Below are 25,967 nucleotides of genomic sequence, written 5' to 3'. Positions count from 1 at the left end.
TTTATACCTTGTCAGTAATAAAAAGCAGTAATGTTTTGGTTTTTAACAAACTATAGCCGCTTTTCAGTAAAATATAACTACACAATACAAATAAAATGCCTAAAGACACATCAATAAAATCAGTTTTAATAATAGGTTCAGGACCTATTGTTATTGGTCAAGCTTGCGAATTTGATTATGCAGGTTCTCAATCTGCACGTTCTATTCGTGAAGAAGGGATTGAAGTTATCTTGATAAACTCAAATCCAGCGACTATTATGACCGACCCAACTATGGCCGATCATATATATTTGAAACCATTAACAACAAAATCGATTATTGAAATTCTGAAGGAACATCCGCAAATCGATGCAGTTTTGCCTACCATGGGAGGACAGACAGCTTTAAATTTATGTCTGGAAGCGGAAGAAAAAGGAATTTGGCAGGATTTCGGAGTAAAATTAATTGGGGTTGATGTAAACGCGATTAATATTACCGAAGACAGAGAGCAGTTTAAACAGCTTTTAGAAAGAATTAATGTACCAACTGCACCGGCAAAAACGGCTACTTCTTACTTAGAAGGGAAAGAAATTGCTCAGGAATTTGGTTTTCCGCTAGTAATTCGTCCTTCATTTACACTTGGAGGAACAGGAGCAGCAATTGTCTACAAAAAAGAAGATTTTGATGAACTTTTAACCCGCGGACTTGAAGCTTCTCCAATACATGAAGTATTGATTGATAAAGCTTTAATGGGGTGGAAAGAATACGAACTGGAACTTTTGAGAGATAAAAATGATAACGTAGTAATCATTTGTTCGATCGAAAATATGGATCCAATGGGAATTCATACCGGAGATTCCATTACGGTTGCACCCGCGATGACCTTATCGGATACGACATTCCAGAAATTACGTGATTATGCTATTTTGATGATGCGCAGTATCGGAAATTTTGCAGGAGGCTGTAACGTACAATTTGCAGTTTCGCCAGATGAAAAAGAAGATATTGTGGCGATTGAAATCAATCCTCGTGTATCCCGTTCTTCTGCATTAGCCTCTAAAGCAACCGGTTATCCGATTGCTAAAATTGCTTCTAAACTGGCTTTAGGATACAATTTAGATGAATTGCAAAACCAGATTACAAAATCGACTTCGGCTCTTTTTGAACCAACTCTGGATTATGTAATCGTAAAAATACCACGCTGGAACTTTGATAAATTTGAAGGTGCTGACAGAACTCTTGGACTTCAGATGAAATCTGTGGGTGAGGTGATGGGAATCGGACGCTCATTTCAGGAAGCTTTACACAAAGCAACCCAATCATTAGAAATTAAACGTAACGGTTTAGGTGCCGACGGAAAAGGATATAAAAACTACGAACAGATTATCGAGAAACTGACTTTCGCAAGTTGGGATCGTGTTTTTGTAATTTATGATGCGATTGCTATGGGAATCCCATTGAGCCGTATTCATGAAATCACAAAAATCGATATGTGGTTCCTGAAACAATACGAAGAACTTTATACGTTAGAAAAAGAAATTTCGAACTATAAAGTTTCTAATCTGCCAAAAGAGTTATTGCTTGAAGCGAAACAAAAAGGTTTTGCCGACAGACAGATTGCTCACATGGTCAATTGTCTGGAAAGCGAAGTGCATACTTTGCGTATGGATATGAACATAAATCGTGTGTTTAAACTGGTAGATACCTGTGCTGCTGAATTTAAAGCGAAAACACCTTATTACTATTCAACTTTTGAGGCTGAAATCGAAAAAGCAAATGGTGAGCGTTATGTGGATAACGAAAGTGTGGTAACAGACAGAAAGAAAATCATCGTTTTAGGTTCCGGACCAAACAGAATCGGGCAGGGAATTGAGTTCGATTATTCTTGTGTTCACGGCGTATTGGCTGCTAAAGAATGCGGCTACGAAACGATCATGATCAACTGTAATCCTGAAACAGTTTCGACTGATTTTGATACAGCAGATAAATTGTACTTTGAACCTGTTTTCTGGGAGCATATTTATGATATTATCCAGCATGAAAAACCGGAAGGTGTAATCGTGCAGCTGGGTGGACAGACCGCGTTAAAACTGGCTGAAAAATTATCTAAATACGGTGTAAAAATCATCGGAACCAGTTTTGATGCACTGGATTTAGCCGAAGACAGAGGAAGATTCTCTGATTTATTGAGAGAATTACATATTCCTTTTCCACAATTCGGAATCGCTGAAACTGCTGACGAAGCTTCTGCTTTAGCAGATACTTTAGACTTCCCGTTATTGATCCGTCCTTCTTATGTATTAGGAGGTCAGGGAATGAAAATTGTAATCAACAAGAAAGAACTGGAAGAACACGTAATCAACTTATTGAAAACGATTCCTGGAAATAAACTACTTTTAGACCACTATTTAGCGGGAGCCATCGAAGCGGAAGCAGATGCTATTTGTGATGCTGATGGTAATGTTTACATTATCGGAATAATGGAACACATTGAGCCTTGCGGAGTGCACTCGGGAGATAGTAATGCTACTTTGCCTCCTTTTAATCTGGGAGAATTTGTGATGCAGCAAATCAAAGACCACACGGTAAAAATTGCGAGAGCACTTAAAACAGTGGGTCTGATCAATATTCAGTTTGCGATAAAAGATGATACGGTTTACATTATCGAAGCAAATCCAAGAGCTTCCAGAACAGTTCCGTTTATTGCAAAAGCATACGGAGAGCCTTATGTGAACTACGCTACTAAAGTAATGTTAGGACATAATAAAGTGACTGACTTTGATTTCAATCCACAATTAAAAGGATACGCTATCAAACAACCGGTTTTCTCTTTCAGCAAGTTCCATAATGTAAACAAAGCATTAGGACCTGAAATGAAATCAACAGGAGAAAGTATCTTGTTTATTGATGACTTAAAAGATGATCAATTCTACGAATTGTACTCCAGAAGAAAAATGTATTTGAGTAAATAATCTCGAATCCTGATATAAAAAAAGCTCCATGAAAATGGAGCTTTTTTTGTGGTTAATTTGGAAGTTGGTTTAATTAATAGTGTTTTAAATATTATTCGTTATTGAATGACATATTATCCCTTGTGTTTTTTTGTACCGAAATCGCTCCGAACAAGGCTAATAAAAAAGCAAATGCATAGAATCCTTTTTCGCTTGGCAGAATGGTTGCGTTCCAAAGTCCCACTACTAATAATACAATTGATAAAAGTGTTCCGAACCAGCAGATACCGTAATAAATATCTGTTACAGGTAATTTTTCAAGTCGGTCCCTAACACTTTTTTGCAGGGAAACTACAGCGAAAAGACCAAACATTAAGACTGTAAAATAATATCCTTTTTCGTTTAATAACATTTCAGCTCTGGCAAGCCCTACTATAAATCCTACTGTTCCGGCTCCAAGAGCTACCCAGGATGCCGCTATAAAGGCATTCGATGTTTTTTGTACCATGTTTTATATTGATTTTATTTGTATTTCGAAAAAATTCCGGAATCCGTGGCCGTCCAGAAGCAGCATTTTTGCCCGCTTGCTTTCAAAGCGCTATTGGCCCAGCTATTGCAGGTGTGAAATAAACTATAGCTTCCGGTGGCCTCGTAAAAGGCGTCGGTTTTGCTGTAATTGGCATTGGTTTTTATGGGCATATAATTGCCGGATGCGTCTTTTTGAAAACTATTGTGAATATAGTTGATAAGACGATCGTATTGTTCTTTGCTAATCATTATTGATTTGCAGTCTTCACCCAGTCGCATCTGTTTGTAATATGTCGCATGAATGGCAGTGGTGCTTAATCCGGTTGCTGCCTTAAAAGCAACAGAAGCTTTCAAATCGGACCATTCCGGAGTTTCTAAGTAAAATCCTTTGTCGCCCCAGCCCATAGCAATGTATTTATAAGTGGAGTCAGCGGCTTTGGTGTTTTTAAATTGAATTTGTTTGCTCCAGTCTGTCTGATCATTTTTGACAGGCATTACAATATCGGTGTGGACGCCATTGGTGAGAATGAAAATTTCAACTTCAGGTTTTGTGTTTTCTTCTTTGGCAATTGTAATTTTTGAAAGTGCATATGCTACTAGTACGTAGAGTAAAAGAAATCCTATAAAGGCAAAAAGCAGCGTTAAAAGAATTTTAAATATTTTTTTCAATGTTATTTATTTTTTTCAAATGTAACTAAATTAAGTTCACTTCAAAATTAAATTCAAAAGAATTGTGACGAATAATCTGTTTAATTTTCAGAAACAAAAAAAGCCCCATATAAGAGGCTTTTTTGCTTAAAGTAAGGTTGTTATTTAATGAATTGCTGCAATGGTTTTAGCTGCTCCATGTCGATTTTGGATTGTTTTAAAACACTCATTAAGGTCATGATATTATTCGGATTCATATCTTTTCCCAGAACACGTACTACTGCAAATCCGTTTTCTTTTTTGTTAACGAAAACTACAAATTCTTCAATGTTTTCATCTGTACCGACATAACTTATTGATGCACCTTCTTTACCCGAACCAAACTTCATTAATTCCTGATATTTTGGGTCTTTTAAGATTGCTTTCACTTTAGCTCTTTCCGTGTCAAACTCTAATGCATTTGTTGCATTTGCTTTAAAGGCAAGAATATTCATCTTGTCAAAAGAGTTTAGGGCTTCGGTTTGAGCGGCAGATAATTTTGCTTTATCTAAATTCAAAATAGAAGGGGACACGTCAAGTGCAATAAAATTTTTGTTATCTGTATTTTCTACAAAATATTTTTGCAATGAAGGTTTAGATTCACAACTTATCAAAGTCAGTAAAGCTAAAAGGGCTGAGGTAAATAGGCTTATTTTCATCTTATTTTTTGCTTTTAGAGGCTTTTTTCAGGTCAGAACCGCCCGGAAGCTGCATTTTGTCTGTTAATACCGAGATTTCGTTTAAGTCAAAATTACCGGTAAGCGATAATAAAACCGATTCTTCATTTTTGGCTCCGTCAATAAACATCAGCAATTCTTTTACCTGCGTGTCGCTGGCACCTGATTTTACTAATATTTTGATGTTTTTACCGCTATCGTTTACGCGCATTAGCTCTTCTAAACCAGCCGTTTTAATATATTTTTCTGCAGAAGCTTTCATTTCTGCTTCAACTTTAGGGTTTTTAGTGGTAAACACTTTCAAATAGTCTAATTTTTTAATCAGTTTAATGTATTGCTGTGTCTCTTTGTCGGTTGCATCCACTTTTACTTTGCTCATTAAATCGAACATTTTTTTGTTTACAATTACGGATGTTACATCGTCCTGACCGTCGAATTTGTCAAAAGCGCCCTGTCCGTAAAAAATAGTAGTAACCAAGGTGAAAACTAGTGTTATGATGAAATTTTTCATTGTGTTAAATTTTATTTATTGTTTAAAAATTTTGTTTTTTGATTGTTCGTATTCCTTAATGTATTGTACACTTCCGATACCTACATTCACATTGTTTGACAATAGGGCTAAAGCTTTTTGCGTTGCCGCAAGGGCTTCTTCAGGATTGTCGTAGGTTCCTAATTCTGATTGCGCTACAACCGAAGGTTCATTTTTTTCGCTCACAAAAAAGTAGGTTCCTATTCCCAGTAAAACAACAAAGGATGCTGCAATCGATAACCACGCCACATTTCGTTTTTTAGTTTGTAGTGGAATTTCCTGCGTCGATTTTTGTTCTTTTACCTGAGAGAAATAACCAAACATAGGTTTGTATTGTTCCAGATGCTGCGCAACATCCGGTGAAGAGAAATATTCTTTTAATTCGTTCTCTTCGGCAATAGTTGTTTCTCCCTGAAAGTATTTTTCTAATATATTTTCTATTTTATTTAATTCCATAACGGTGTGTATTAAGCATTGATTCTCTGATTTTTTTTCTCGCTCTCGAAAGGGCTACCCGGATAGCCGTTTCATTCATATTGACAATTTTCGCAATTTCATCAAATTCATATTGTTCAACATCGCGTAGCTGAATTAATATTTGTAATTGTTCGGGCAGTTGGCTTATAATTTTTTCTACCCATTCTAAACTGTCTGCATCTTCCAGTTTTTTATCTAACTGAGGCTGACGGTCTGTAAAATTGTTGTGTACAATCTGCAGATTTCCTGCTCTTTTAGATTTTAACTGATCCAGGCAATAATTTTTGGTCATGGTCATCGCCAGTGCTTCAACGCTGTTATAAGCTTCCAGATTCTCTTTTTTATTCCATAATTTAACGATTACTTCCTGAGTGGCATCTTCTGCTTCTTCCGTACTGGTAAGCAATCTTTTGGCCAGACGAAAAACTTTGTCCCTGAAAGGATTTATTAATTCCATGAAAACAATCTGATTCATAAATCAAGGTTATTTGTTAGCTTATATATAAGGAAGACGAGGCACAATTCTTTTTGTTACAATCAACTTCAAAAAAAATATTAAAAAAATATTAAAAAAAAGAGATATAATGTATTAGAGTTAAAACTAAAGATACTATTTTTACGTTAATACTGTTATAAATACCACTTTATGAAAACAATAGTACGAAGTTTTTTGTTATTACTTTTACTTGCTTTTTCTTTGCAATCTTGTGAAGATCAGGATGATGTTGATTCTCCGGCAGATTTACAGATAAATGATTTTATCTGGAAAGGGCTGAATCAGTTTTATTTGTGGCAAGCTGATGTTCCCAATTTAGCTGATGATCGCTTTAGTAATCAGGAAGCTTTGAATTCTTTTTTAGCAGGATATTCTGAACCTGAAAATTTATTTGAAAGTTTATTGAATAAACCCAGCAGTAAATTTCCAAAAGGAGAGGCTATAGATCGTTTTAGCTGGATTGTTTCCGACTATACGGTTCTAGAGCAGGAACTTCAGGGGACTACTAAAAACGACGGTGTTGACTTTAGACTGAGTTATAAGCCGGGAAGCTCCACAGACCTGGTCGGTTATGTACGTTATATTATTCCAAATTCAGACGCTTCAACCAAAAATATAAAACGAGGAGATCTTTTTACAGGAGTGAATGGAACTCAATTGACCGTTTCCAATTATAAACAACTTCTTTTGAATGCCGAAAGTTATACGTTGAATTTAGCACAATATAACGGAAGTACAATAGAGACGAACGGAAAAACAGTTTCTCTGGTTAAAACTACTTTGGATGAAAATCCAATTTTGATTAATAAGGTCATTGTTTCCGGAAGTCATAAAATTGGTTATATGATGTATAATGGGTTTTACGCCAATTATGATACACAACTCAATGATGCTTTTGGACAATTGGCAGGACAGGGAGTTACAGATTTTATTCTGGATTTACGCTACAATGGTGGAGGATCGGTTCAGACTGCTACACGTTTGGCGAGTATGATTACAGGACAATTTAAAGACCAGATTTTTGCCAAGGAAAAATGGAACGCTAAGGTTAATGCTTATTTTGAAACAGAGGATGCTGAATCCTTAAACAATAGATTCGTAGATAATATTGACGGAAAACCGTTAAACAGTCTTCGTTTAAGCAAAGTATATATCCTGACCACAAGCGGTACTGCATCTGCAAGTGAATTAATTATTAACGGATTAGCACCTTATGTTACCGTAGTGCAGATTGGAGATTACACGATTGGGAAAAATGTGGGATCGATTACATTATACGATTCGGAAACCTTTACAAAAACCAAAGTAAATCCAAATCATAAATATGCCATGCAGCCATTGGTTCTTAAAATTGTGAATGCTGCCGGTTTTGGGGAATATACAGATGGTCTTAAACCAACCATTGAGCAACTGGAATATGTTGCTAATTTAGGGGTTTTAGGAGATCCTTCTGAGCCACTATTAAATACAGCCATTGCAAATATTACCGGTGCTGCCGCCAAAAAAGTACAACAGGACAGAGGAAAGGCATTAAAAACTTTCATAGATGCCAAGGCCATGAATGGTATCAGAAACCAAATGTATGTTGATAAAGCTCCGGAAGGACTTTTAAGAACACTAAAATAAAGAATAAAAAATTAAAAAGGCTTTCAGAAATGAAAGCCTTTTTCAGTAGTATAAAATTATCCAAAAAACTTAATTCTATAAAATTATTTTATAACGATTCTTTTCGTTGTCTTTTTCTCGTCGATGGTTATTTCGAATAAGTAAATTCCGGGATTCAAATCAGAAACCTTAACTTCATTGTATTGCGCTGTAGGAAGCTTTTTTCTAACATTACCTCCCATATCATAAATCAAAATACTGCTTTGCTGATCGGTATCTAAATAAACCATGTCAGAAGTCGGATTTGGATATAGTGTTACAGAAGCCAGATCGAAACTTTTAGCACTCAGCAGTGTTTTCTGATTGATTACGCCAACCGCATTCAGATCAAAACCTCCCGTTGCATAAGGAGTAGAGTAGGGATCATTAACAATATTTCCAAAACTGTCATGAGAAGCGTATAAAGGATTAATGGTTCCGATAACATCAATTACCCGTACATGAGTAATATTGTTTTTATCTAACAAAGCATTATTGGGAACATCAGATAAATCAAACGGAGTTCCAAAATTCACACGATATTTTCCAGCTAAATTGTTGATGTATCTGCAATCAACCGCTCCGAAACCACCAATTTGAGTGGTAGTCTGGGTTTCACTGTGCGATGGAAATCTAAAAAAGTTCACCCCATTGGAGCTTACTTCCACAAAAGCCAGTTCCAGGAACGTATCCGAGAATCCGTTTTCAAAAACGGCAAAATCAAATCCGGGACCATTCGCAATTGGCACGCCAAAAGTTAATGTTGCGCTTCCACCATCACCTAAACAGACAACGCCTGTACTTGTTCCGCCTAATGCACCACTCGGATCACCGCTTGAAGCCAAAGGACCTGTTGGATTCGCAATATCCTGCGGGCCTCTTACTACGCTAATTCCGGTTGCCCAGCCTTTAAAAACAGTACTGCTTTTTGCTATTGCAGTACTTCCTGCCTGTCCTGCTGCCGGAGCATACGATTGTGCTTCAGCTAAAGAAGAGGTTAATAATAAAGTAAAAAGTAATTTTCGTATCATAATGGTTTAGTTTAAAAAAAAATACCCTTATAGCAATTATAAGGGTATCCTGGTTAGTAGTATTAGTTATTGGAGTAAAAACCGTTTGGTCCAATACCAACAGTCAGGGTTTTTAATACCGATCCGGTTGGAGAATATACAGTAACGGTTCCGTCTTTTGTAAATCCGTTTGCGTTACCCGAGTAAATTTTCCCGTCAATAACGCCAAATCCGTAAAAGGTAGAATATTGAACATAAGTCGTTGTAAAGATAGGAGTGGTGCTAAAGGCCGTAGCGGTCAGGTCCATTGCATATACGCCTCCGTCCTGAGTGTAATAAATTTTAGTTCCATCAATATCCATATTTGCTGCACCTTTTAAAGTGGTAGATTCTATAGAAGTTGCCGTATCAGTAGTGGTATTAATTTTAAACAATTTGCTTTTCGCAGTATTTCCACATAATACATATACACTTCCATTTTTTTCTTCGATAGAATTGATACCTTCTTCCACTGTTATAGTGGTCAAAACGGTATTAGTTGCAGGATTAATTACAGTTACTTCATTTCCATAACCATAAGCACCATTCATAACGTAAAGTTTATTATTTGCAACCACAATTTTCTCTGTTGTTTTACCTACAGAAATGGAAGCGATATAAGCGTACGTTTTGGCATCATAAATTGTTACAGCATTAGAAATAGCATTTGTTACGTACAGTTTGTCATTTAAAACAACACTGTAACGTGGGTTTTCTAATTTTGTAGTAATAGTAGCCAAACTTTTAAACGTATAACGATTTACTACTTCAACTTCATTGGAATTATTTACTACAATAAAAGCTTTCTCTCCGCTAAAAGTCATGGACTGCGCTACATCTCCTAAAACAATTGAAGGGTTTACAAGCTTGAAAATATCGTTTTGAAACGTAGTCAAATCATTCGAAATATAGGAAACAGAAGCATTAGGAGTTCCAAAATTTCCTTCATTTAAAATGAATACGCCATTTTCATAAGCACCTAACGGAACTTCAACTTCGGGAGTGTCATCGTTACTGCTACAAGAAGCAAATAAAAATGTAGCGGCAATAATTCCTAAATAAAGATTTTTTAATTTCATGTTTTAATAATTAAGGTTTAAATAAATAGTTAAATTCCGCCCGGGCATAAAACGGCTCGGAAGGGCTTCATATTTTTCATTCCAGATATTGGCAGCTTTAATACCAACTTTGAAAGTATTTTTTTTACTGAAATTATAATCTGCTCCAATATTGGAAACATTATAGGCATCCAGAATATATTTTGGGTTGTTATCAGAAGTGGTAAATATTTCTCCGGTATACATGATCTGATAATAGGCAGAGAACTTTTTATAATAGTAAGACAGTGATCCGGTCAGTTTATGATAAGGAACATAAAAAAGCTGTTTGTCTGTTATGTCATCTAATGAAACCGTGTAGCCATACGTTCCGCTAAAATCAAAAGTATGTTTATTGAAGTTTTTCTTCCATCCTAAAAGGGCTTCAGCACCATAGATGGTAACCTTATCCGTATTTACAGGTGACCAGTTTCCGGAGTTATTAGGCAGCCATCGAATCATATCCTTGATTTTCATTCCGTAACCCGTTACCGTCAGTCGGAAATCCTTGTAACTAAACTGATTCCCTATTTCTGCCTGGTAAGAACTCTCCGGTTTTAAATCCGGATTTCCGCTGCCTTCCCAATATAAATCATTGAAGGTAGGCACTCTGTAGTTTCTGGATACATTGAATTTTAACTGATAAAAATCGGAGAAATTATAGCGCGAGCCCACGGAAAACAGCACCGGACTTTTATAAACATCCGAAACCTCTTTTCTGGCGCTCATTTCATAATTCCATTTTTCGGTAAGATTGTGTTTCCACAAAAGGCTTGCACCGCCAATTTCGCGGCTGCTTCGGCCAATTCCGGAGCCAATTCCATCATTTTTGGTATAATCTAAAATGGTACTGATTTTGATTTTTGAAGACAATTCGTAATCAATATCATATTTTCCGATAAAACTTTTAACGCCTCCCGAGGTAAATCCGTCCCTGTTGATATCTTCAAAATAATTATAATGCTCGGTAATGTAGGCCAGTCTCAGATTGGAAGCGAATTTGCTGAAAGCGCTGCTCCACGTTAGTAAATTACGGGTATTATAATCCTGATATTTTGTTTTGGTCGCGTTGGGTGAGGTTAATGAAAAATGACGTTCACCATCGTATATCTCGCTGTAAAATTTAATACTGTTTTTGGTGTTGATTTTAAAACCCACTGCGGCATCAAGTGTATTGTTGTAATATTCTCCATTAAGGTTATGGGCATCCTGACCCACAAATTTAAAATCATTGTCAGAACTGTTTCGCGTAAAACTGGCATCGAAACTCCATTTTTTTGTCGCGGCCGTAATGCCATAAACAGCACTTAAAGTATTGAACTCGCCATAATAAACCTGAAAATCATTTTTGAAAGTATCCGTAAACTTCAGGTCATTGTTTAAGTGTATCGTTCCTCCAATGGCACCGCTTCCGTAAACAACACTTCCGCCTCCGGCTTTTACATCAACAGAATTAAAACCACGGGTCGAAATCGTATTAAAATCAGTCTGTCCTAAAAGTTGCGAGTTGATGTTGATCCCGTTCCAGACCACTACAGTCTGTTGTGAAGTAGTTCCTCTGAAAGAAGGCGAAGAAGTCATTCCAAGACCATTTTCCTTAAAATAAATAACCGTATTGTAATTTAAAAGAGAAGTCAGTGAAGGGGCATTTCTATTGATGATCGAATCGCTCAGTCTTTGAACCGATTGTGTATTCGAGAAATTTTTAAGATTGGAATCCGATACTACAACTTCTTTAAGTCTGGTAATAGAATCATTTTGCGCCAAAAGAATCTGGCACAACAAAAGCAGGCAAAAAGCAAAACGTTTTTTTAAAGTCATAATTTCTACACTCTTTTTCCCGAGAGTTCGATATTCGTTATAAAGGCAGGTCTCCTGGCTTGCGTCTTGTTGTTTACCTTCCCACCCGCCGGAGCGAGCAGTGGCTTTGTAGTTAACAACAAGCGTTCTTTACGAACTTAGCTTACAGTTGCGGGTACAGCTCAGGATTTTACCTGATTCCCTTTTAATGTGTCTGGTATATTCCAGCACAACCTTAAATTGCGTGCAAAGATAGAGTTAAAATTATTGAATATTCAAATTTGTTTTACTTTTTGAATTAAATTCTGAACAAATCAAAGTTTACAGTTCTATTTTGATGACCTGTCCAAAATCGACTTTGTTCTGGAAAGCCTCTTGTAAAGGCAGTGAAGTCTGATGACAAAGGATGCTTCTGATGACACCGGCATGTGCAACAATAATGCGTGGTGTGTCTGTTTTTTTTGAAAGCTGCTCCGCTAAAAAAATACCGACCCGTTCATGCAATTCTACAAAAGATTCTCCATTTGAAGCACCGATATTTACAAAATCTTCCATCCACGGATTAAGTTCTTCCGGTGGAATACTATTCCAGTTTTTCATTTCCCAGTCACCAAAATTCATTTCCATTAGACGTCTGTCTTCCTGGTACGAAAGGGTTTTGATCTGGTTTTGAATGTGTCTGGCTAAAATAGTACAGCGCTGCAAGGGACTTGAAAAAAGAATAGCTTCCGAAGGTAATTGGTCTGTTATATTTTTGAAAATAATGTCATAGGGTTCAGCCAGACCAACGTCAGACTGCCCGTAGCAAATTCCTTTTTCGCAAGTGGTTTCCGTGTGACGTACTAGAAAAACTTCCATACCAAAAGAATACTTAAATAATAAATGACCTCACAAACCTGCTGGGCAGCACCGAGACAATCTCCCGTATAACCGTCAATCCATTTTTGGAAATAACGGGCTAAAAAATAACGGGTCAGAAAAACCGGAAGTAAAACCAAAAGGATCTGATATTTAAAATACGAAAGAACAAACAAAGGTACTAATCCGAAGAAAAAAGCGCCCAAAACTTCTTTCCAGGTATTGCTTTTTGCAATCGGCTTACTCTTGCTGGAAGCATCATCTCTTGAATATTCATGTGTAAAAATAATACTTATGGCTGCCAGTCGACTCAAAGCATGAGCCGAAACAAACAACAGGAAAATGAGTAAAACAGAAAACGGATCGCCGGTTTGAAAAAGTAAAACAGATGCTGAAAGCAGTTTGAATTTCAATAAAAAAAGCAAAACTAAACCAATGGCACCATAAGCGCCAATAGCACTGTCTTTCATAATCATCAGAATTTTTTCTTTGGTCCAGCCTCCGCCAAAACCATCGCAGACATCTGCAAAACCATCTTCATGAAAGGCACCTGTTGTAAGGATGGAGGCAATAATTGCTAAAATCACTGCAATTTCTGCTGACAGAAAAAGAGAAAAAATATAAAAAGCCAGAAAAGAAATACTTCCAACAATCCAACCAATTAGCGGAAAGTATCGCGTCGCTTTATTTAAGTAATTCGGATTGTGATCAATGTTTTTCGGACATGGAATTCTGGTATAAAACATCAAAGCGGTAAAAAAAATATGTAGTTCTTTTTTCATTGAAAAATAATTTGTTGTAATAAAACACTGGGAAATAAGACTGAAAACTGAGACTGAAAACTGAGATTGAAAACTCCCTACTTCCGGCTAACCCCCGCATTTTCAAAAGTAGCCATTTCATTCAAAAAAGCTTCTGCTGATTTCAAAATAGGAAAAGCAATGGCACAGCCCGTTCCTTCTCCGAGACGCAAATCTAAATTTAAAATGGGTTTTGCGCCTAAATAATTTAATAGTTTCTGATGCGCATTCTCTGCTGAAACATGACAAAAAACGGCATTCTCCTGAATGTTCGGATTCATTTTGGAAGCAATTAAAAAAGCTACACTGCAAATAAAACCATCCACAAGAATCAGCATTTTGTGATCGTAAGCGGATAACATTCCGCCTGCCATTTGTATAATTTCAAAACCTCCAAAATAAGCCAGTTGCTCATTTATTTGGTCCTGACCTGAATAATTTTCAAGAGCCTTTTGGAGTATGTTTTGTTTTTGAAGTAACTTTTCGTCTTCAACTCCTGTTCCTTTTCCGACGCATTCTTCGATGGGGAAACCGGTCAGCAGACTCATCAAAACAGCAGCCGTTGAAGTATTTCCGATTCCCATTTCACCAAAACCAATGCAGTTGCAGCCTGTTTTGGCAATATCGGCTACGATCGATTTTCCTTTTTCAAAACACAGTTGCAGTTCTGTTTCGCTCATAGCGGGAACATGCAGGAAAGACTGGGTTCCTTTTGCAATTTTGGCAGGAATCAATTTGGCATTGGTGGGAAAATCATAATTCACACCGGAATCCACAATCGATAACGCAATATTATTTTGATGGCAGAAAACATTTATGGCGGCGCCGCCTTCCAGAAAATTATTCACCATCTGTCGTGTAACATCCTGCGGATAAGCACTCACACCATGATTTGCAATGCCGTGATCTCCGGCAAAAACGACAATATTAGGGTTTTTTATTTTTGGATTTAAGGTTTCAAAGACACTTCCCATCTGAAAAGCTAAATCCTCTAAAACACCCAAAGCGCCAACAGGTTTGGTTTTAGAATCGATTTTTTCCTGTAAGAGCTGGCTGAAAGTGACTTTGTTTTTATTCGTAGCCTGAGAATTGTACTGAAAGTTTGGAACTTTCTCTTTTACAACAGTTTTGATTTCCGTACAGTCCGGAGCCTCCGATTTCTGTTTCCATTTTAATTGCTGCAGCATGGGCTGATTCTCATAATTGGTAGCCGGTTTTCCGATACAGAAATAACCAAGAGGTTCCATGTTTTCGGGTAAATCGATTATTTTCTTAAACTGATAATAATTCAAAATAGAAACCCATCCCATTCCATAACCTTGTTCCGTAAGCGAAAGCCAGATGTTTTGCGCAGCGCAAACCGAACTGAATTTAACGGCTTCATTACTGCCCACCGTTCCAATCGAAAACTGATTCAAAACCGATCTGTCGTAAGCAATGATCAGTCCGATGGGTGCTTCTTCAATCGCTTCCAGTTTTAGTGAATTGTACAATTCTTTTTGCTCCGGATTGTCGGTCAGTCCGGCTGCTTTTGTATTATACTCTGCAAACAAATTTTTAATAGCGCTTTTAACTGCTGCCGATTTGACGATATAATACTTTGTAGCATCCGTCAGTCCAACAGAAGGTGCCCAATGTCCTGCCTGTAAGGCTTTTTGTATCACTTCATCAGGGACTTCATCAGCAGTAAAATGTCGGGTATCGCGACGTGATTTTAATATATCGTCTAAGTAGCTCATCTGTGTAATTTTCAATTTTCAATTTTCAATTTCCAAATTCCAAATTCCAAAAAGGAATCACAAGAAAAGTATGAACTTGGAATTTAAAAATTTGGAATTTATTTTTTAAGTTTTAGAATTTTCACCTTTGATCGTAACCGGAATCCCCGAAACCATCAGTACCACTTCATCTGCTTTTGACGCCAAAAACTGATTCATCCAGCCCTGCAGTTCGGTGAATTTTCTGCCGATATGCGTTTCAGCATGAACACCCATTCCAATTTCATTGGTAACAATTATCAGGGCGGTATGGGGTTGTTTTGCTATTTTTTCAAATTCAGCCTTAGCCTCTTCCAGTGATAAGGAGACCTCATTTTTAGTATCGACAAAAAAGTTTGTCAGCCAAAGCGTCACGCAATCAATTAAAGCTACTTTTCCGGTAAAATCAATCTCACTTAAATATTTTTCTTTTTCCACGTTCGTCCAGCGTTCGTCCCGTTCCTGTTGGTGTCTGTCGATTCTGTTCTGGAAATCCGAATCCCATTTTCGGGCCGTCGCCACATACATCGGAGCATCCGAAAGTTGTAAAGCCAGGTTTTGAGCATAACTGCTTTTGCCGGATCGTTCACCGCCGGTAATTAGATAGATCATTTTTATGTTATGAATTAGGAGTTGTCAATTACGAATGATCGGGGCGTTCCCTTCGGTCGGGCTATCCACTTTATCTTTTGTTTTTTAAAGAAAAAAACAAAAGGATGCCGTTCCTATCCCTAACGCAAAGACGAATTTATGAATTTATAATCAACAAAAAAAAATCAATAGGGACAATGCCTGCAGCCGTTGCCGCAGCAGCTTCCTCTTTTTAAGTGAAACCAGGCTTTAAAAACATATTTTCCGTTTTCGAGGTAATAATCAATTCCTTCGATTAATTGTTCTGATTTCGGCAGGGCCGCTGCTTTATTACCAATTGCTTTTTCCGGGGTAAGGGTTTCAATATAGGCATCAATTTTATCTTCACATGCTTCTTTAAAGCAAACCGGACAAAGACAGTCGCCTCCTTCAGAAAGATTGAAAATAGGAGGGTAATCATTGCACCAGCATTTGTTTTCAACAGAAATATCTCCGCAGCTGAAAGAAGATTCACAGCCTGAGCAAACTTTTGTTTTTGTGGTATTCATTTAAGTAAAGATAACATTTGTTTAATTTTGTAAGAATAAAGGTAAACAAAAAAAATAGAAATTGGTTTACCTTTGCCATCATTGAAATGTAAATATGAAATTGTAATAATTCAAAAATCATATCTGATAAGAAGGAATTACAAATACCATACCCTAAAAATATATAACCTAAAGATGAAACATTTATTACCTAAATTTATTTTTATTTTTTCTTTTCTGCTCGTTATTGGATGTAAAAAAAAGGAGGAGACATCGAACGTTAAAGTGGAAACTTCAAAAAATAGTATTGAGTATGCTTCCGGGCTTTCTATTGTGAAACATGAGGGATATTCAGTCGTAACAGTTTCAAATCCATGGCCAAATGCCAATAAAAAACTCACTTATATCTTAAAAGAAAAAGAAGCTAAAGTTCCGGACAGCTTGCAATCGTATACGATGATAAAAGTTCCGCTGGAATCTGTAGTAGTGACTTCAACCACCAATATTCCGTTTTTGGAAATGCTGGAAGTAGAAAATAAACTGGTTGGTTTTCCGCATACCGATTATGTTTCTTCAGAGAAAACAAGAGCATTGATCGATAAAGGGGCTGTTAAGAATGTAGGTCAGAATGAAAAATTAAATATCGAACAGCTTATCGAATTGTCGCCGGACCTGATTGTTACTTTTGGAGTAGACAACAACAATCCGACGCTGGACAATTTAAAGAAAAGCGGTTTAAATGTGTTTATCCAGGCCGACTGGATGGAGCAGTCCCCGCTTGGAAAAGCAGAATGGATTAAACTGTATGGTGCCCTGTTTGGCAAAGAAGATAAAGCAAAGGAATTGTTTGATAAAATTGTTTTAAGCTACAATCAGACTAAGAAATTAGCAGCAGGTCAAAAAGCCACTTCGACGGTTTTGTACGGATCGATGTATGAAGATGTCTGGTATGTTGCGAAAGGAAACAGCTGGGTGGCAGAATTTATGAAAGATGCACAGGCCAATTACTTATGGGCCGATTTACAAGGAACCGGAAGCGAAGGTTTGTCCTTTGAAAAAGTTTTAGTGAAAGCCAAGACCGCTAATTTCTGGATAGCAGCCGGATCGTTTAAAACACTGGCGGAGTTTGGAAAAACGAATCCGCATTATACGCAGTTTGACGCTTTTAAAAATAAAAATGTATATACTTTTGAAAGTCAGTTTGGAGCAACCGGAGGGGTTATTTATTATGAATCAGCACCAAGCCGTCCTGATTTGGTTTTAAAAGATTATATCAAAATTTTTCATCCTGATTTGTTACAGGGTTATGAATTTACTTTTGCATCCAAATTAAATTAAGCCAATTGATCTCTCAAAAGCGAAATATAGTCCTGTTTTTTGTGCTGGCTTTAGCACTTTTGTTTATGTTTTTTCTCGACATTAGTTTAGGGTCGGTTACCATTCCGTTTAAAGAAGTGTATACAAGTTTGACGGGGGGTACTGCCACTAAATCGACCTGGGAATACATTATTATCAATTACCGTCTGCCTAAAGCCATTACAGCTGTTTTGGTTGGTGTTGGATTGTCTGTAAGCGGTTTGCTGATGCAGACTTTATTCCGGAATCCATTGGCAGGCCCGGATGTTTTGGGACTGAGTTCAGGAGCCATTTTAGCGGTGGCTGTTGTTATTCTCGGTGCTGGTTTTTTACCGTCTTTTCTGAATACCGTTTTATTATCGTCCTATACAATTGTGCTCGCATCAACGTTGGGAAGTATCTCGGTTTTGCTGCTGGTTTTATTGGTGGCACAACGGCTCAGGAACACAATGGCAATCTTAATCGTGGGATTGATGTTTGGCAGTTTTACCAGTGCTATTGTCGGGGTTCTGACTCATTTTAGTTCCGCAGAGCAGTTGCAGAAATTTACTTTCTGGTCACTGGGAAGTCTGGGAAATCTTTCCTGGACATCGATTTGCATTTTGGCAGTTTGTGTGGGTCTCGGTCTTCTTTTAAGTGCAGGTAGCATTAAACCGCTAAATGCTTTGCTCTTAGGAGAGAATTATGCTAAAAGTATGGGGCTGAATTATAAAAGAACCAGATTAATCATCATATTTGCCACCAGTATTCTCGCGGGAAGTATCACTGCTTTTGCCGGTCCGATTGCTTTTATTGGTTTGGCAGTACCTCATATTGCAAAACTAACTTTTCAGACCAGTAATCACAGAATTTTATATTGGAGCACTTTTTTTTATGGCGGAATAATCATGCTGTTTTGTGATATTGCTTCACAGTTACCGGGCCTGGAAACAACATTGCCCATCAATGCGATTACGTCTCTGATTGGTGCGCCTGTTGTGGTATGGTTATTAATGAAAAAAAGAAATTTTCAGTAAAAAAAACTTAGGGCCTTAGCTACTTACAACCTTAGTATCTTAAAAAAAAATGAAATCAATTCTAAAAACTTCAAATTTAAGCATTGGCTACAAGTCGAAGAGAGAAACTACGACCATTGCCGAAAATCTGAATTTAAATTTTGATTCGGGAAAACTCATTGCTTTAATTGGTGCAAACGGAATAGGGAAATCGACTTTACTAAGAACCATTACTGGAATTCAGGCGCCTTTGGCAGGAACGGTTTATCTCGGTGATAAAAATATAAATACGTATAAACCTTTAGATTTAGCCCGGAATTTAAGTTTGGTTTTAACAGAAAAATTGCCTCCAAGCAATCTTTCTGTTTTTGAGCTGGTGGCTTTGGGGCGCCAGCCGTACACCAACTGGATTGGTACTTTAACGCCCGAAGATATTGCAAAAGTAAATGAAGCTCTGGAGTTAACACAAATCAGCCATCTGGCGCTTAAAAAACATTTCGAAATAAGTGACGGACAATTGCAAAAAGTTTTAATCGCAAGAGCGCTATCGCAGGATACACCGCTGATCATTCTGGACGAACCTACGACACATCTTGATTTACTTCACAAAGTTTCCCTTTTCAAATTATTGAAAAAGCTCACACAGGAAACGCAAAAGTGTATTCTTTTTTCGACGCATGATATTGATCTGGCGATACAGCTGAGCGATGAAATGATTATTATGACACCGGAATTAGTTGTTCAGGATGAACCTTGTAATTTAATTTCAAAAGGAAGTTTTGCCACTTTATTCAAAGATGAACATATTGCTTTTGATGCCGAAAAAGGGAAGTTTATTATTACTTAGATTTTTTTAAGGAGCTCATCCTGCTGTCCACTATATCTTTTGTGGTGAACCCCACCACAAAAGGATGCCGTTCCCATCAGGGCTAGGAGGGGAGATCAGTTTTTATAAGAGAATTAGTAAAATTTATAATTACGTAATATTATTAAATCTCATTACCATTCAGGAATTGATATCAGACTAAATATTTAATCCAATTTGTCTTTTAGCTTCACCAACCACAAAAGCCACGGAATTGGCAATATTAAAACTTCGGATCAATTTTGACATGGGAATCGTCAGGTGATTTTCAAAACGGGCCAGAACTTCTTTGCTTAAACCCACACTTTCTTTTCCGAAAACCAGCCAGTCCCCATCCTGAAAATCAGTTTGCAGATAGGATTTCTCAGCATGTGAACTCATAAGAAAGACGCGCGACTGATCCGGAATCTGTTTGATCCATTCTTCAATATTGGCATACTCCGTCACATCAAGATGTACCCAGTAATCCAAGCCGGAACGTTTCAGATTCTTGTCATTAATCACAAATCCAAAAGGGTGAATTAAGTGCAGACGGCTTTCGGTACCCACACACAATCGTCCAATGTTTCCGGTATTATTTGGAATTTCAGGTTCTACAAGAACTACGTTTAGCATTGTTTTTTGAGTTATTGGTTATTAGTTGTTAGTTATTAGTTATTAGTTGTTGGTTATTAGTTATTGGCTGTTAGTTATGGGTTATTAGTTATAGAGGTATAAGTTAAAAGTTCTATAAATTATCTAATTATCTAATTGTCAAATTATCTAATTATCAAATTGCCTCCTGATCTAATTTAAAAAAATCCTGAACTTCAAGAACATCTCCGGCTTTTAAGTTTTGCAAATATACATTTCCTATCCGGACGCGAACCAACCGTAAGGTCGGAAAACCAACAGCAGCTGTCATTTTTCGCACCTGACGAAATTTACCTTCATTGACCGTTATCGATGCCCATGACGTCGGCCCATGGCGTTCATCCCTTATTTTTTTAGCCCTTGGCCCAAAGTCCGGAATTTCGGTCACGATAAAAGCCCTGCAGGGTCTGGTGATGTACTTGCCGCCGTCAAAACCAATTTCAACCCCTTTTTGCAGTTGTTCAATAGCTTCGGCAGTGATTACACCATCAACCTGTACATAATATTCTTTATCGACCTTCTTACTTCTGATCTGTTCGCTTACCTTTCCGTCGGTTGTCAGTAAAAGTAAGCCCTCAGAGTCTTCATCTAAACGGCCAATAGCCATTGTGCCTTCCGGGAAATCATACAATTCGCCCAGAAGCTTTTTCTTTCTTTTTAATTCGTAAATAAACTGGCTCAGATAGCCATAAGGTTTAAAAAGAATGAAGTGCTGGTGCATGTTTTATTTTTCTGCAAAGATAGTTTTGTTTGATTATAATTGAAAGAAGAACGTTTTATTATCCAAACGCTATGTTAAAACAGTAAGTTTTCGGATTTGGAATTCGTAATATTATAATAGCAATCTTAAAAAATAAAAATATGGGAACTAATGATTTAGGCTCTAAAAAAATAAATGGAGTACAAAAAAACAGTGATGATTTGAAAGGGAAAAATATTTCTCAGGATTATAAACCGGACGAAATAAAACTACAGAAAGAAGTAGTAACAGATGCAGATGGTAATAAAGAGGTTGTAGACAGAGCAAGAAATGAAAACGAAAAAATAAAGAAAGTTTCAGATCAGACCGATAGCGAAAATTCAAATCGCGGTGTTGCTACAGAAGAAGAAGTAAAAAAAACGGTTGAAAACAAAGACAGGAATTCTGATGTAACGCCTAATCGTTATCCGAATTCCCATCCGGACAATCATGAAGACAGAGGAAACATGAAATTAGATGAATAATAGGCGTTGATTTTAGATGGTACACTTTTAAAATCGCAGTTATACCACGGTTTACAGGTATTTTCGCACATACAAAAAAAAGACCTTCTAATGTTAGAGGGTCTTTTTTTGTTTATTTTTCACATATTAAAAATAATAATATAAAGTTATTTCTTATAAATTAGTATCTTGTAAGTAATTTTTTCGGATAACGTATAATGCTGTTAAACCGTATTGTTGTTGATAATAATGAAATAAATTTGCCAATAATTCCCTTTTCATTAGTGTAAGTTCATCACTTTGGGTGCAATAAGTTTAAGATTTTACAATATTCCCTTAATATTAAAGACTATAAATTTGATTTCTAAAAACCCCTATTTTCAAACGTATGAAAAACATTTACTCTTTACGCAACGTAATGACTTTTTTAAGTCTTTTTTGTTGCTTTTCGGTGAGCCTTGTGGCACAGACTATGCCGGCAGCTCAAAGTTTACCTTACACGCAGGAATTTTCATTTGCTGCAACAGTAGTAGCCTATCCGGCAGGTTTTCAGGGCTGGACAGTGTCGACATCAAACCCATCAGGTACAAGTCAATATGCCACGGCTGCCACTATGGTTGCCGACAGACCGCTGGCAGTCAGTAGTACCGCTGCCACAAGTAGTGGTAATTTTCATAATTACGATGGAAAGATCGGGTTCCTGAATACAGGATCTCTTGATCTGGCTATAGGATTTGCTTTTTCAACAATTGGTCAGACAGCGATTCAGGTTAAATATGATGCAATGACCATCCGTAATCCGTATGATATACCGCCAGCGAACACTAATACGCGTATAAATGAAATGGTTTTACAATATCGTATTGGAACAACTGCTGCTTTTGTTTCTTTATTGCCAACTGCTTATGTGAACAATGATGTAAAACAGATCACCGCTGTTACTACTCCACAAAATGTAAAAACCATCAAAGTAACCTTGCCGGCAGAATGCGAAAATCAGCCTGTTGTGCAAATCAGATGGATTTCCAAACAAAATTCAGGCGGGGGCGCACGTCCTTCTTTTGCGATTGATAACATAGATATAAGAAGTGATAACACAGCCCCGATTAATGCTTCAGGTTATCCACAGGCCAGTAACGTATTGTCTGAAAGCTTTGATTTTTCTAATAAAGTAGATGAGGCCGCGAAAACATATTATGTATTAGTACCATCCGGAAGTGCAGAGCCAACTGCTACACAGATAAAATCCGGTCTTGACGCCACTGGAACTGCAGCTTTACAATCCGGATTTCTGGATATTACAGATCCTTCTCAGGTATATGTGAAAACCTTCAATGGTTTGATTATTAATACTTCGTATTCTGTTTTTTCTATTTCTGAAGATCTTTACGGCAATATTCAATCCACGGTAAATAAAGTGGATGTTACTACTTCAAGTGTTGCAATTCCGTCTTTATCCACAACAACGACTTCACTGGATTTGGGATTTTCTGAAGCAAATTTTGATTCGGAAACGTTATCTTATCAGATTCAGGGGAGCAACCTTACGAATGATGTCGTAGTTAGTGCGGGAGCTAATTTTTCAGTTTCTAAAGACAATACCAATTTTCAATCTTCGCTAACCTATAACCTGTCTGATTTTTCGGGTAATGCAACACCAACCGTTTATGTGAAGTTTACTCCGGATGCAACTGGTGTTTTTTCAGGCCAGATAACACATGAATCAACCGGTGCAGCAAACAAAACAGTTACTCTGGCAGGAAGAGGTATTAATCCGTATGTGCAGGGCTTTAATGATGCAAGTGTTTTCACAAACAGTGGCTGGACCCAATATAATGTATCGGGTCCAATTAATAAATGGTCAACCACTACCGTGACAAGAAATGTGAATTCCGGAACCGGCGCGGTTCTTATGAATGGTTTTTCAGATACCGGTGCGAGTAAGGATTGGTTAATATCACCAAGATTACGTTTAGATAATTTTAATCAATTTCCTTTATTGTCATTCTACACCCGTAAGTTTTATGCAGGCCCGGGTTTGAAATTATTGGTTTCTGTTGATTATGACGGAAAAAGCAGTCCGGAAACTGCGACGTGGACAGAAATAAACGGTAATTTTCCAACGACGACCGGAACTTATATTCAGTCACAATATATCAATTTAGGAGCTTATAAAACAAGTCATACGTATTTGGCCTGGGTTTATGAAACTACTGCTGGAGGAACCAATAATGCCTCAGAATGGTCATTTGATGATTATGCGGTTACTAATGAAACAGGCTATGTGGCTTCAAATCCGGTTTTGGATTTTGGAGATGTTAGTCCTAATGCCATATCAGCCAGCAAACCTTTTGATTTTAAAGCAGATGGTTACGGGGATATTACCGTTACAGCTCCTTCAGATTATGAAATCTCTTTAGATAATAGTTTCTTTCAATCCAGTATTGTGGTTAGTGCCGCAGACGCTGTAGCAGGTAAAATATTGTACGCACGATTTGCACCTTCTGTAAAAGCATTAACGATCTCCGGTGCATTAACAGTAACAGGGGCCGGGCTAAACAAACAAATCGGAGCTTTAACCGGTTCATCTTTACCAAAAGCAGAGACTTTTGATGTTGTGACTTACAATCTGGAGTTTTTCGGTTCTGACGTAAAAGACAAAAGCGGAACTGAATTCGGCCCAACCGATGATGCTTTACAAATAGAGAATGTTGCCAAAGTAATGAATAAGCTAAATGCCGATGTCTATGTAGTACAGGAAGTTTCCGATGATTCTTCTATAGAAGATTTGATCAGTCTAATCAATATAAACGGAAAAACATTCGACAAAACAATTTCTACTTCCTGGTCTTATTCTTTTAATGATCCGGAACCTAATTTTCCACCTCAGAAACTGGTGGTGCTGTACAACACACAAACCACTACGGTAAAAAGTACGAAAGTATTGTTTAAGGATTTGTATGATGCTGTTCGTGCCGGAACTACAGTTTTACCGGGTTATCCCGGAACAGAGACTCCTCAAATCAATGATGACAGTTTTTTCTCCTCAGGCCGTTTGCCTTATTTAGTGAAGATTGAAACTAATATTGGTGGAATCAAAAAGGAAATTAACGTGATTGATCTTCATGCTCGTGCCAATAGTGGAAGCGATATGATGAAATACAATCAGCGTAAATACGATGCCGAATATTTAAAAGATGCTTTAGATGCCGAATATCCAAATTCGAATTTTATGATTTTGGGCGATTTTAACGATGATGTAAAAATATCAGTGGTGGGACCAACTATTCCTTCCTCTTATCAGAAAATAGTAGAAGATACAGACCGTTACAATGCATTAACATTAGGCATTAGTCAGGCAGGAGCTTATAGTTTTTTAAGTTCTGGAGGATTTTTGGATCATATTGTTATTTCAAATGAACTGACAGATCAATACATTCCGAACTCCATTGCAGTATACGATCCGCGCGCGGATATTTCAGGTTATACCACTACAACTTCAGATCACGGACCTGTAATTGCCCGTTTCGAATTAAAAGCAGATAATTTATCCACCACTGATTTTGAAAACAAAAAGGGATATTTTGTTCAGGCTTATCCTAATCCTGCATCAGATGTTGTAAACCTTACAGTGAAAACAGCGGATGATAAAAACCTGAAATTAAGAATTTATGATATATCAGGACGTTTAGTAATGAGTCCGATTGAAGTAAAAGGAACTCAGGAGAAAAATAATTCGGTGATTCCGATTGGTAACCTTAAAACCGGGGTTTATATTTATACACTGACTGAAAACAATAAGGTCATTTACAGTGATAAAATTATTAAAAAATAGAGAAGCTTCTATTTTTGTAAACTATAAAGGCAGCTTATTTAAGCTGCCTTTATTATTTAAGTGTTTTAATCATTGTTAATTAAACTTCTGACCCGGTTTAAATCTATCGGCTGACTGACAGGGATTTCGTAAAAATAATCCAATTGCCAATGCTGTGTTTTCTGAGCCTGCTTGCTTTTGGTTTCGTCCCAGGGCGGATAAACTCTTGTAGCTCTTATTCCTTCTTTTGTGGCAGTAGAAAATATTCCTTTCGCCAATAAAACTGATTTTGGGAAAATAAACTGTCCGAACAATTCATTTTTTCTGACACTGATTATAACATAGTCAATAGCATCTGACGTATCAAAAGGTTCAATAGTTTTTGAGGATTGATTGCGTTTCCATAAAGTGACAAACTGACCCGTTTTTGTGGGTGTAATTTTAGCTTCCCGATAGCAAATGTCTTTCCCGTTCAATTGAAAACGATAAGCACTGTATTCCGCACTTTCTGCTTCCGGATGAGGTTCGGTACATTCTAAATCAAGCAGGTCATAAACCAATTCCCCGGCCCTAAGTAAGTCGTTCGGAATGGAGTTTTGAGTATTCCAGTTATTTTTAATGCTCATTCTGAGAGAGTTGTTTTTGTTGCTGTTT

At 37.2% G+C, this 25,967-nt stretch carries 24 protein-coding genes and 1 riboswitch; of the genes, 7 read left to right on the top strand and 17 right to left on the bottom strand.

The features are described 5' to 3' along the window. Positions 1–95: 95 nt before the first annotated feature. Entirely contained in the window at positions 96–2,951 is a 2,856-nt protein-coding gene (carB, locus tag GJU43_RS03190) for a carbamoyl-phosphate synthase large subunit (RefSeq protein ID WP_154339398.1), read from the top strand. A 91-nt stretch (positions 2,952–3,042) separates the two neighbouring features. Here carB and yiaA read toward each other — a convergent pair whose 3' ends face one another. From yiaA to GJU43_RS03160, 6 genes are all read right to left on the bottom strand, one after another. Next, positions 3,043–3,438 carry an inner membrane protein YiaA gene (yiaA, locus tag GJU43_RS03185; RefSeq protein ID WP_154339397.1) on the bottom strand — a complete coding sequence of 132 codons (396 nt, stop codon included), beginning with the start codon at positions 3,436–3,438 and terminating at the stop codon, positions 3,043–3,045. A gap of 14 nt (positions 3,439–3,452) precedes the next feature. Further along, positions 3,453–4,127: a TIGR02117 family protein gene (locus tag GJU43_RS03180; RefSeq protein ID WP_154339396.1), complete on the bottom strand. Its 675-nt coding sequence runs from the start codon at positions 4,125–4,127 to the stop codon at positions 3,453–3,455. A 140-nt stretch (positions 4,128–4,267) separates the two neighbouring features. Then, complete coding sequence (locus tag GJU43_RS03175; RefSeq protein ID WP_154339395.1) at positions 4,268–4,804, bottom strand: DUF4252 domain-containing protein; 537 nt, start codon at positions 4,802–4,804, stop codon at positions 4,268–4,270. A gap of 1 nt (position 4,805) precedes the next feature. After that, complete coding sequence (locus tag GJU43_RS03170; RefSeq protein ID WP_154339394.1) at positions 4,806–5,333, bottom strand: DUF4252 domain-containing protein; 528 nt, start codon at positions 5,331–5,333, stop codon at positions 4,806–4,808. A 15-nt stretch (positions 5,334–5,348) separates the two neighbouring features. Continuing rightward, a complete protein-coding gene (locus GJU43_RS03165; protein WP_154339393.1) occupies positions 5,349–5,807 on the bottom strand; it encodes a hypothetical protein in 459 nt (152 codons plus the stop codon). After that, complete coding sequence (locus tag GJU43_RS03160; RefSeq protein WP_154339392.1) at positions 5,794–6,303, bottom strand: RNA polymerase sigma factor; 510 nt, start codon at positions 6,301–6,303, stop codon at positions 5,794–5,796. The genes GJU43_RS03165 and GJU43_RS03160 overlap by 14 nt, the downstream gene beginning before the upstream one ends. 171 nt (positions 6,304–6,474) lie before the next feature. Here GJU43_RS03160 and GJU43_RS03155 point away from each other — a divergent pair, with 171 nt between their 5' ends. Continuing rightward, positions 6,475–7,950: a S41 family peptidase gene (locus tag GJU43_RS03155; RefSeq protein ID WP_154339391.1), complete on the top strand. Its 1,476-nt coding sequence runs from the start codon at positions 6,475–6,477 to the stop codon at positions 7,948–7,950. Positions 7,951–8,033: 83 nt separating this feature from the next. Here GJU43_RS03155 and GJU43_RS03150 read toward each other — a convergent pair whose 3' ends face one another. From GJU43_RS03150 to GJU43_RS03115, 8 genes are all read right to left on the bottom strand, one after another. Further along, complete coding sequence (locus GJU43_RS03150) at positions 8,034–8,999, bottom strand: T9SS type A sorting domain-containing protein (protein ID WP_154339390.1); 966 nt, start codon at positions 8,997–8,999, stop codon at positions 8,034–8,036. 62 nt (positions 9,000–9,061) lie between these two features. After that, on the bottom strand, positions 9,062–10,096 hold the full coding sequence (locus tag GJU43_RS03145; RefSeq protein ID WP_154339389.1) for a YncE family protein: 1,035 nt from the start codon (positions 10,094–10,096) through the stop codon (positions 9,062–9,064). 3 nt (positions 10,097–10,099) lie between these two features. Beyond that, entirely contained in the window at positions 10,100–11,935 is a 1,836-nt protein-coding gene (locus GJU43_RS03140; protein WP_154339388.1) for a TonB-dependent siderophore receptor, read from the bottom strand. 26 nt (positions 11,936–11,961) lie between these two features. Then, a riboswitch (cobalamin riboswitch) is annotated at positions 11,962–12,167 on the bottom strand. 68 nt (positions 12,168–12,235) lie between these two features. Next, a complete protein-coding gene (gene cobC / locus GJU43_RS03135) occupies positions 12,236–12,772 on the bottom strand; it encodes an alpha-ribazole phosphatase (protein ID WP_154339387.1) in 537 nt (178 codons plus the stop codon). Beyond that, positions 12,757–13,554, bottom strand: coding sequence for an adenosylcobinamide-GDP ribazoletransferase (locus tag GJU43_RS03130; RefSeq protein WP_154339386.1), 798 nt, complete (start codon positions 13,552–13,554; stop codon positions 12,757–12,759). Before GJU43_RS03130 ends, cobC begins: the two co-directional genes overlap by 16 nt. Positions 13,555–13,631: 77 nt before the next feature. Then, positions 13,632–15,311 carry a nicotinate-nucleotide--dimethylbenzimidazole phosphoribosyltransferase gene (gene cobT / locus GJU43_RS03125; protein ID WP_154339385.1) on the bottom strand — a complete coding sequence of 560 codons (1,680 nt, stop codon included), beginning with the start codon at positions 15,309–15,311 and terminating at the stop codon, positions 13,632–13,634. 105 nt (positions 15,312–15,416) lie between these two features. Beyond that, on the bottom strand, positions 15,417–15,941 hold the full coding sequence (cobU, locus tag GJU43_RS03120; RefSeq protein WP_154339384.1) for a bifunctional adenosylcobinamide kinase/adenosylcobinamide-phosphate guanylyltransferase: 525 nt from the start codon (positions 15,939–15,941) through the stop codon (positions 15,417–15,419). Positions 15,942–16,105: 164 nt separating this feature from the next. Next, on the bottom strand, positions 16,106–16,468 hold the full coding sequence (locus GJU43_RS03115; RefSeq protein WP_154339383.1) for a DUF5522 domain-containing protein: 363 nt from the start codon (positions 16,466–16,468) through the stop codon (positions 16,106–16,108). A 174-nt stretch (positions 16,469–16,642) separates the two neighbouring features. On the opposite strand from GJU43_RS03115, the gene GJU43_RS03110 reads away from it, so the two are divergent. Genes GJU43_RS03110 through GJU43_RS03100 form a run of 3 tightly spaced genes read left to right on the top strand, consistent with a single transcriptional unit; the run spans position 16,643 to position 19,645 of the window. Then, positions 16,643–17,785, top strand: coding sequence for an ABC transporter substrate-binding protein (locus GJU43_RS03110; protein ID WP_154339382.1), 1,143 nt, complete (start codon positions 16,643–16,645; stop codon positions 17,783–17,785). Between the two features lie 5 nt (positions 17,786–17,790). After that, positions 17,791–18,819, top strand: coding sequence for an iron ABC transporter permease (locus tag GJU43_RS03105; protein ID WP_229654990.1), 1,029 nt, complete (start codon positions 17,791–17,793; stop codon positions 18,817–18,819). Positions 18,820–18,868: 49 nt separating this feature from the next. Then, positions 18,869–19,645: an ABC transporter ATP-binding protein gene (locus GJU43_RS03100; RefSeq protein WP_154339381.1), complete on the top strand. Its 777-nt coding sequence runs from the start codon at positions 18,869–18,871 to the stop codon at positions 19,643–19,645. A 177-nt stretch (positions 19,646–19,822) separates the two neighbouring features. On the opposite strand, the gene GJU43_RS03095 is transcribed toward GJU43_RS03100, so the two are convergent. Both GJU43_RS03095 and GJU43_RS03090 read right to left on the bottom strand, forming a co-directional pair. Then, positions 19,823–20,278: a tRNA (cytidine(34)-2'-O)-methyltransferase gene (locus GJU43_RS03095; RefSeq protein ID WP_154339380.1), complete on the bottom strand. Its 456-nt coding sequence runs from the start codon at positions 20,276–20,278 to the stop codon at positions 19,823–19,825. 154 nt (positions 20,279–20,432) lie between these two features. Continuing rightward, the gene (locus GJU43_RS03090; protein ID WP_154339379.1) at positions 20,433–21,017 is read right to left on the bottom strand and encodes a pseudouridine synthase; all 585 of its coding nucleotides are present in this window, start codon (positions 21,015–21,017) and stop codon (positions 20,433–20,435) included. 140 nt (positions 21,018–21,157) lie between these two features. On the opposite strand from GJU43_RS03090, the gene GJU43_RS03085 reads away from it, so the two are divergent. Then, positions 21,158–21,520: a hypothetical protein gene (locus tag GJU43_RS03085; protein WP_154339378.1), complete on the top strand. Its 363-nt coding sequence runs from the start codon at positions 21,158–21,160 to the stop codon at positions 21,518–21,520. Between the two features lie 367 nt (positions 21,521–21,887). Then, the gene (locus GJU43_RS03080; protein ID WP_154339377.1) at positions 21,888–25,334 is read left to right on the top strand and encodes a T9SS-dependent choice-of-anchor J family protein; all 3,447 of its coding nucleotides are present in this window, start codon (positions 21,888–21,890) and stop codon (positions 25,332–25,334) included. A 65-nt stretch (positions 25,335–25,399) separates the two neighbouring features. Here the strand turns inward: GJU43_RS03080 and GJU43_RS03075 are convergent, their stop codons facing one another. Beyond that, the gene (locus GJU43_RS03075; protein ID WP_154339376.1) at positions 25,400–25,939 is read right to left on the bottom strand and encodes a MepB family protein; all 540 of its coding nucleotides are present in this window, start codon (positions 25,937–25,939) and stop codon (positions 25,400–25,402) included. Between the last annotated feature and the right edge of the window lie 28 nt (positions 25,940–25,967).

The organism is Flavobacterium sp. LC2016-23 (assembly GCF_009674775.1).
Classification (GTDB): Bacteria; Bacteroidota; Bacteroidia; order Flavobacteriales; family Flavobacteriaceae; genus Flavobacterium.
Note: the sequence above shows the minus strand (reverse complement) of the source record. Positions and strands in the feature narration are given on the sequence as shown.

Bases quoted from the DNA above. Each gene is read 5' to 3' on its own strand.
- carB (WP_154339398.1), top strand. From the start codon at position 96: ATGCCTAAAGACACATCAATAAAATCAGTTTTAATAATAGGTTCAGGA.
- yiaA (WP_154339397.1), bottom strand. From the start codon at position 3,438: ATGGTACAAAAAACATCGAATGCCTTTATAGCGGCATCCTGGGTAGCT.
- GJU43_RS03175 (WP_154339395.1), bottom strand. From the start codon at position 4,804: ATGAAAATAAGCCTATTTACCTCAGCCCTTTTAGCTTTACTGACTTTG.
- GJU43_RS03170 (WP_154339394.1), bottom strand. From the start codon at position 5,333: ATGAAAAATTTCATCATAACACTAGTTTTCACCTTGGTTACTACTATT.
- GJU43_RS03165 (WP_154339393.1), bottom strand. From the start codon at position 5,807: ATGGAATTAAATAAAATAGAAAATATATTAGAAAAATACTTTCAGGGA.
- GJU43_RS03160 (WP_154339392.1), bottom strand. From the start codon at position 6,303: ATGAATCAGATTGTTTTCATGGAATTAATAAATCCTTTCAGGGACAAA.
- GJU43_RS03155 (WP_154339391.1), top strand. From the start codon at position 6,475: ATGAAAACAATAGTACGAAGTTTTTTGTTATTACTTTTACTTGCTTTT.
- GJU43_RS03150 (WP_154339390.1), bottom strand. From the start codon at position 8,999: ATGATACGAAAATTACTTTTTACTTTATTATTAACCTCTTCTTTAGCT.
- GJU43_RS03145 (WP_154339389.1), bottom strand. From the start codon at position 10,096: ATGAAATTAAAAAATCTTTATTTAGGAATTATTGCCGCTACATTTTTA.
- GJU43_RS03140 (WP_154339388.1), bottom strand. From the start codon at position 11,935: ATGACTTTAAAAAAACGTTTTGCTTTTTGCCTGCTTTTGTTGTGCCAG.
- cobC (WP_154339387.1), bottom strand. From the start codon at position 12,772: ATGGAAGTTTTTCTAGTACGTCACACGGAAACCACTTGCGAAAAAGGA.
- GJU43_RS03130 (WP_154339386.1), bottom strand. From the start codon at position 13,554: ATGAAAAAAGAACTACATATTTTTTTTACCGCTTTGATGTTTTATACC.
- cobT (WP_154339385.1), bottom strand. From the start codon at position 15,311: ATGAGCTACTTAGACGATATATTAAAATCACGTCGCGATACCCGACAT.
- cobU (WP_154339384.1), bottom strand. From the start codon at position 15,941: ATGATCTATCTAATTACCGGCGGTGAACGATCCGGCAAAAGCAGTTAT.
- GJU43_RS03115 (WP_154339383.1), bottom strand. From the start codon at position 16,468: ATGAATACCACAAAAACAAAAGTTTGCTCAGGCTGTGAATCTTCTTTC.
- GJU43_RS03110 (WP_154339382.1), top strand. From the start codon at position 16,643: ATGAAACATTTATTACCTAAATTTATTTTTATTTTTTCTTTTCTGCTC.
- GJU43_RS03100 (WP_154339381.1), top strand. From the start codon at position 18,869: ATGAAATCAATTCTAAAAACTTCAAATTTAAGCATTGGCTACAAGTCG.
- GJU43_RS03095 (WP_154339380.1), bottom strand. From the start codon at position 20,278: ATGCTAAACGTAGTTCTTGTAGAACCTGAAATTCCAAATAATACCGGA.
- GJU43_RS03090 (WP_154339379.1), bottom strand. From the start codon at position 21,017: ATGCACCAGCACTTCATTCTTTTTAAACCTTATGGCTATCTGAGCCAG.
- GJU43_RS03085 (WP_154339378.1), top strand. From the start codon at position 21,158: ATGGGAACTAATGATTTAGGCTCTAAAAAAATAAATGGAGTACAAAAA.
- GJU43_RS03080 (WP_154339377.1), top strand. From the start codon at position 21,888: ATGAAAAACATTTACTCTTTACGCAACGTAATGACTTTTTTAAGTCTT.
- GJU43_RS03075 (WP_154339376.1), bottom strand. From the start codon at position 25,939: ATGAGCATTAAAAATAACTGGAATACTCAAAACTCCATTCCGAACGAC.